This window comes from uncultured Oscillibacter sp., assembly GCF_910587525.1.
In the GTDB taxonomy this organism is placed as follows: Bacteria; Bacillota; Clostridia; order Oscillospirales; family Oscillospiraceae; genus Oscillibacter.
In genome coordinates, this window is sequence record NZ_CAJULS010000149.1 from 1 (window position 1) to 4935 (window position 4935).

Annotated in this window: 7 protein-coding genes; 3 read left to right on the forward strand and 4 right to left on the reverse strand. The window is 59.9% G+C overall.

The genetic code is table 11. The features are described from left to right. Positions 1–73: 73 nt before the first annotated feature. From QZ326_RS11145 to QZ326_RS11155, 3 genes are all read right to left on the reverse strand, one after another. Entirely contained in the window at positions 74–550 is a 477-nt protein-coding gene (locus tag QZ326_RS11145; RefSeq protein ID WP_295745187.1) for an RNA polymerase sigma factor, read from the reverse strand. A gap of 129 nt (positions 551–679) precedes the next feature. After that, a complete protein-coding gene (gene spoVAD / locus QZ326_RS11150; RefSeq protein WP_295745189.1) occupies positions 680–1696 on the reverse strand; it encodes a stage V sporulation protein AD in 1017 nt (338 codons plus the stop codon). A gap of 54 nt (positions 1697–1750) precedes the next feature. Then, a complete protein-coding gene (locus QZ326_RS11155; RefSeq protein WP_295745190.1) occupies positions 1751–1915 on the reverse strand; it encodes a hypothetical protein in 165 nt (54 codons plus the stop codon). A gap of 98 nt (positions 1916–2013) precedes the next feature. Here QZ326_RS11155 and QZ326_RS11160 point away from each other — a divergent pair, with 98 nt between their 5' ends. The 3 genes from QZ326_RS11160 (at position 2014) to QZ326_RS11170 (ending at position 3937) form a co-directional block, all read left to right on the forward strand. Beyond that, on the forward strand, positions 2014–2220 hold the full coding sequence (locus tag QZ326_RS11160; RefSeq protein WP_295745192.1) for a helix-turn-helix transcriptional regulator: 207 nt from the start codon (positions 2014–2016) through the stop codon (positions 2218–2220). Between the two features lie 195 nt (positions 2221–2415). Continuing rightward, a complete protein-coding gene (locus QZ326_RS11165) occupies positions 2416–2736 on the forward strand; it encodes a hypothetical protein (protein WP_295745194.1) in 321 nt (106 codons plus the stop codon). A gap of 430 nt (positions 2737–3166) precedes the next feature. After that, positions 3167–3937, forward strand: coding sequence for a DUF4230 domain-containing protein (locus QZ326_RS11170; RefSeq protein WP_295745196.1), 771 nt, complete (start codon positions 3167–3169; stop codon positions 3935–3937). Positions 3938–3982: 45 nt separating this feature from the next. Here QZ326_RS11170 and QZ326_RS11175 read toward each other — a convergent pair whose 3' ends face one another. Next, the gene (locus tag QZ326_RS11175; protein WP_295745198.1) at positions 3983–4612 is read right to left on the reverse strand and encodes a gamma-glutamyl-gamma-aminobutyrate hydrolase family protein; all 630 of its coding nucleotides are present in this window, start codon (positions 4610–4612) and stop codon (positions 3983–3985) included. Positions 4613–4935: the final 323 nt, after the last annotated feature.

Here is a 4935-nt window from a genome sequence, read left to right on the forward strand (position 1 = left end):
GACCACCGAGATCTACACTCTTTCCCTACACGACGCTCTTCCGATCTGGCTTCACGGTAGGTTTTCCGGTCCATCACATATCCTCCTTCAGCATCTGCCGCAGCCGCTCCCGGCCGCGGGCCAGGCGGGTGCCCACCGTGGCGGCGGGCAGGCCCAGCGTCTTTGCGATCTCTTTGATGGAATACCCCTCGTAATAGTAGAGGTGGATGACAGCGCTGTACTTGTCCGGCAGCGCCCGGACAGCGGAGAGGAGATCGAGGGCGTCCTCCCGGGCCGCAGGCTCTCCCGCCTCCTCCAGGGGGAGGTTCCGGCGCTCCGCGCTGCGGCGGATGTCGCTGGAGCGGTGGAGGGTGGCCCGGATGAGCCACGCCTTCTCATGCTCGGCGTCCCGGAACACGGGGCGGGCGGTCAGCAGCTTTAAGAACACTTCCTGCACGGCGTCCTCCGCGTCGGCGGGGGAGCCCAGCCGGGAGGCGGCCAGGTGCAGCAGCATGGAGCTGTACTGTTCCACCGCGCGGGAGATGATTTCATCGGTACCAAATGAAACCACGTTCTCAACTCCTTTCACCCATAACACGAGCGGGAACCGGGATATTTTTCAGCCGGGGAGAAAATCTGCGAAAAAAATCCCCCGCCTTCCAAACAGTATACCATACTGTCCGGCAGACGGGGCGTTGTTTTATTTTTCCGCCGAGATGCAAACGGCGTGGCAGATGCCGGGGATGGACTCCCCCTGGAAGCTGGAGGTGGGGGAGAGCAGGGCCCCGGTGGGGGCAAAGACGATTTTTTTCCACCTGCCCCGCCGCATCTCCGTCAAAAGATACCCGTTGAGCACGGAGGCGGAGCAGCCGCAGCCGGAGGCCCCGGCGTGCATGTCCTGGCCGTCCCGGTCGTAGAGCAGCAGTCCGCAGTCCTGGAAGTTATCCCCCAGCTCCACGCCGCTTCGTGAGAAGAAGTCCCGGACAATGCCGTGGCCCAGCTCTCCCAGATCGCCGGTGATGATGAGGTCGTAGTCTTTGGGGCCGGTGCCGGTGTCCCGGAAGAAGGCGGACAGGGTGTCGTAGGCGGCGGGGGCCATGGCCGCGCCCATGTTGTTGGGGTCGGAGATCCCCTTGTCCACGATCTTGCCGCAGGTGACGTGGGTGATATAGGGCCCGGGGCCCTCCCGGCCCAGAATGGTGCAGCCGGAGGCGGTGGCGGTCCACTGGGCGGTGGGGGTCCGCTGGCTGCCGTAGGGCACCGGCATCCGGTACTGCCGCTCGGCGGTGCAGAAGTGGGAGGAGGTGACGGCGGCGGTGCGCTCTGCAAATCCCCCGTCGATCAGCATGGCCGCCAGGGACAGCGACTCCCCCATGGTGGAGCAGGCGCCGTACAGCCCGTAGAAGGGGATGCCCAGCTCCCGCAGGCCGAAGGAGGAGCCGATGCACTGGTTCAGCAGGTCCCCCGCCAGAATATAGTGGATGTCCTTGGGTTTCAGCCGGGCCTGGTCCAGCGCCCGCTGGACCACTCTTTTCTGCATGGCGGACTCCGCCTTCTCCCAGGTCTTCTCCCCGAAGAAGGAGTCCTGGCTCAGCTCGTCGAAGTACCCGGACAAGGGTCCCTGGGCCTCGAACTTGCCGCCGATGTTGGCGAAGGAGAGCACGGAGGGCGGGGCCCCCAGGGCAATGGTCCGCTGGCCGGTTCGTTTTTCATTCATGGAAAGCCACCTCGGTCTGATGGATTTTCCATAGGGTGCCCGAAACGGGAAATTTTAGTCATTCTCCTGCGGGGCCTGCGGCTTTGGAAAGACGCGCAGAGCGGCGCCGTCGTCCCTGAGATACAGCTCCTCGCAGTCCCGCTGGGCCTGAATCAAAATCCGTATGGCCCGCTCGGTCTCCCGGCAGAGATGCAGATACATTTCCTGATAGTCTGGCATAGTTTCTCTCCTCTCTATATGGGCATTATTGCCTATAACGCTTAATCTATATTATAGGCAATAATAGAGATATGTCAAATGGGGGGAGGGAAGTTCCGGTGATTTCCTATGAGCGGCTGTGGGCGACGATGGAAGCCCGGGGCGCCACCACCTATACCCTCCAGGTGAAAGGGGGCATCAGCAGTTCCACTGTCCGGCGGCTGAAGGCGGGAGAGTCCGTCTCCACCAACACCCTGGACGCCCTGTGCAGAATTCTGGACTGCGGCATTGCCGATATTATTCAATATACGCCGGACGGGAAATAGCACGGGGAGCAGGGCTTCCCGTGCTATTTGTGGAAAAACGGTGAAATAGAATAAAAAGGTTACAGATTAAGCGGGAGAGCACAAGGGGGGCGGCGCAGTCCTGCGGTTTCCGGACCGCTGAACGCTTTCTGCCGCTTTGGGATACTGCGCCTGTCATGACCATGATGATTTGATGAATGGGAGAAGAGTGGCTTTATGGATCAAAAGGACTGGAGAGCCGTCTGGGAACAGGAGGAGCGCGTGGCGCGTATCCACGGCTGGGACTTCTCCCATATTCACGGGAGATACGAGGCGGAAAGCGACTTGCCGTGGAATTATGGGGAGTTGGTCAGGTACTATCTGAAAAGCGATCTGAATATCCTGGACTATGACACGGGCGGCGGTGAATTTCTGCCTGAACATGCAGCGGATCATCGACAGGGACGGCGTTATCCAGGGAACCATTCACCGGTATTTGATGATTGCGAAGAAATAAGGGCAGCGGGCCGTTATCCATGGCAGATGACGGCCCGCTGATCGTTTTGGGGAAAGGGCCGAAAAGCGGCGAGGGTTTCCGGCCGCGCCGCCGGCGGCAGCCCCTTGCATTGCAGCGGGACCTGTGGTATAATTCGACATGGAAAACAAAAATGCGGCAGCTTGCGGGTGTTGGAGCACCCGCAAGCCTGCGCAGGTGTTGCTGCCACCTACACAACGGCCCGAGGGCCGCACCGCATGAGATATTATATGACATTCCGGCCCTTTTCGCAAGGGGCGGGTTTTGCCGTTATATTCGTTGCGTTTGTGCCGCATAAGGAGTTTTGCTTCTTACGCTGTGTAGGCTTCTGCCCTGCACGGCGTTTTGCTTTCACCCGGCCCCCGGAGACGCTGCGGTGGAAAAACCTTTCGCAAAAGCTACACGCCCCACGCCGGAAAGACCCATCAAAATGATCACAAGGGGGAACCTGAAATGCTGAACAGGAAAAAGGGTGAGATCATGGAACGCATCGGGGAGGTCATGGAGGACGGCCTGCCGGGGAAAGGGTTCCGGAGCTGGAAGATGCTGGCCGCCGCGGCGCTGATTTTTGCGGTTCTGGCGGGACTTTTGTACCTGTCGTGGAGCCGTCAAAGCCAGCTGCGCCGGCAGCTGGAGCAGCAGACGGCCCAGATCGAGCGTCAGAATCAGCTGATCGAAGCGCTGGAGGACAAAAAAGAGGCCTCCCAAAAATCGATTCCGGTTATCACCAGTGAGACGTTAAAAAGTCAGATCAGCTCCCTCCAGGAGCTGGTTACCCAGGAGTACATCTACACCAACGCCGACCGGCGGACCGATAACGTCAAGTGGCTCTTCGGCTGGACAAGGCCCTTCAGCGGCACCAGCCTGCTGGTCACCTACGACGGGTCCATCAAGGCGGGCATTGACCTGAGCGAGGTGCAGGTCGATGTCGACGAGGAGGCGCGCAAAATTACCATCACCCTGCCTCCGTCCAGGATCATGGACAACAGCATTCCCCAGGAGAGCATCACCGTTCTGGAAGTCAAAAACGGCCTCTTCAACGAGGTGACCTTTGACGACTACAATACGTTTATCAGCGAGCAGAAAATCCTCATGGAGAACAAGGCTGTCGAGCGGGGAATTCTGGAAAAGGCATCTGAAGAGGCGAAAAGAGCCCTTGAGGCATTTCTGGCCCCTCTGCCCGGTATCACAGGGGAGGACGCCTACACACTTGAAATCAAATGATTGCACTGGGGCCCTGCTTTCAGCGAAAGCAGGGCCCCAGCTTTTTTACCCCCGCCCCAGACGGCACCGCTCCAGGAATGCCCCGAACAGCTGACTTCCCAGCCCGCCGGGCAGCCGCTCCGGGTGCCACTGGACGCCCCACACCGGCAGCGTCCGGTGCTCCAGCGCCTCCGTCACGCCGTCCGGCGCCCACTGGACGGCCTCCAGCCCCTGCCCCAGCCGGTCCGTGGCCTGGTGATGGGCGCTGTTGACCACAGCGTACTTCCCGCAAATTTTGCTGAGAAAGGAAGGCACCGTGCGGACAGGGTGCAGGCGGTCCGTGCCGTCCACAGCCCCGTGTCCCGGCAGGTCCTGGACCAGCGTGCCGCCGAAAAAGACATTGATGGACTGGAGTCCCCGGCAGATTCCCAAGACCGGTGTTCCCGCGGCGGTAAACCGCTCCAGCAGAACAAACTCCGCCGTATCCCGCTCCGGCTCCAGATTTCTGGAGGCGGTGTTGGGCTGGCCGTACCGCCAGGGCTCCAGATCGCCGCCGCCGGGCAGCAGCAGTCCGTCACAGGCCGCAGCCTCCTCCGGAGCGCCGGAGAAAACCGCCCGTCCACCGGCGGCCTCCACCGCCCGGCGGTAATTGGCGTACCGCTCCTCCCCGCCAAGAATGAAAATCGCACAGGTCATATCCGATCCTCCCGATCAATTTTGATATAGAATTCTATGCAGGGACGATCCGGGGCTTGCAATGTGGGAAAATCTATGGCATAATACCTTTAGAATTTGGAGATGTACCCAATTGGTTGAAGGGTCCGCACTCGAAAACGAGTGACCACTTCGGAACGGCCTTTCTGAAAAACCTTGATTTCTCAAGGCTTTTGGGGTATCATTAAAATGAAAACTTTTGTAGTTCTCTCCATCAGTTCTCTCCTTTTTCCGGGGTGCTTTTTGAGGACTGATGTTGCGAAAAATACACGCAGCGGTATCGAAGTGGTCATAACGGGGCTGAC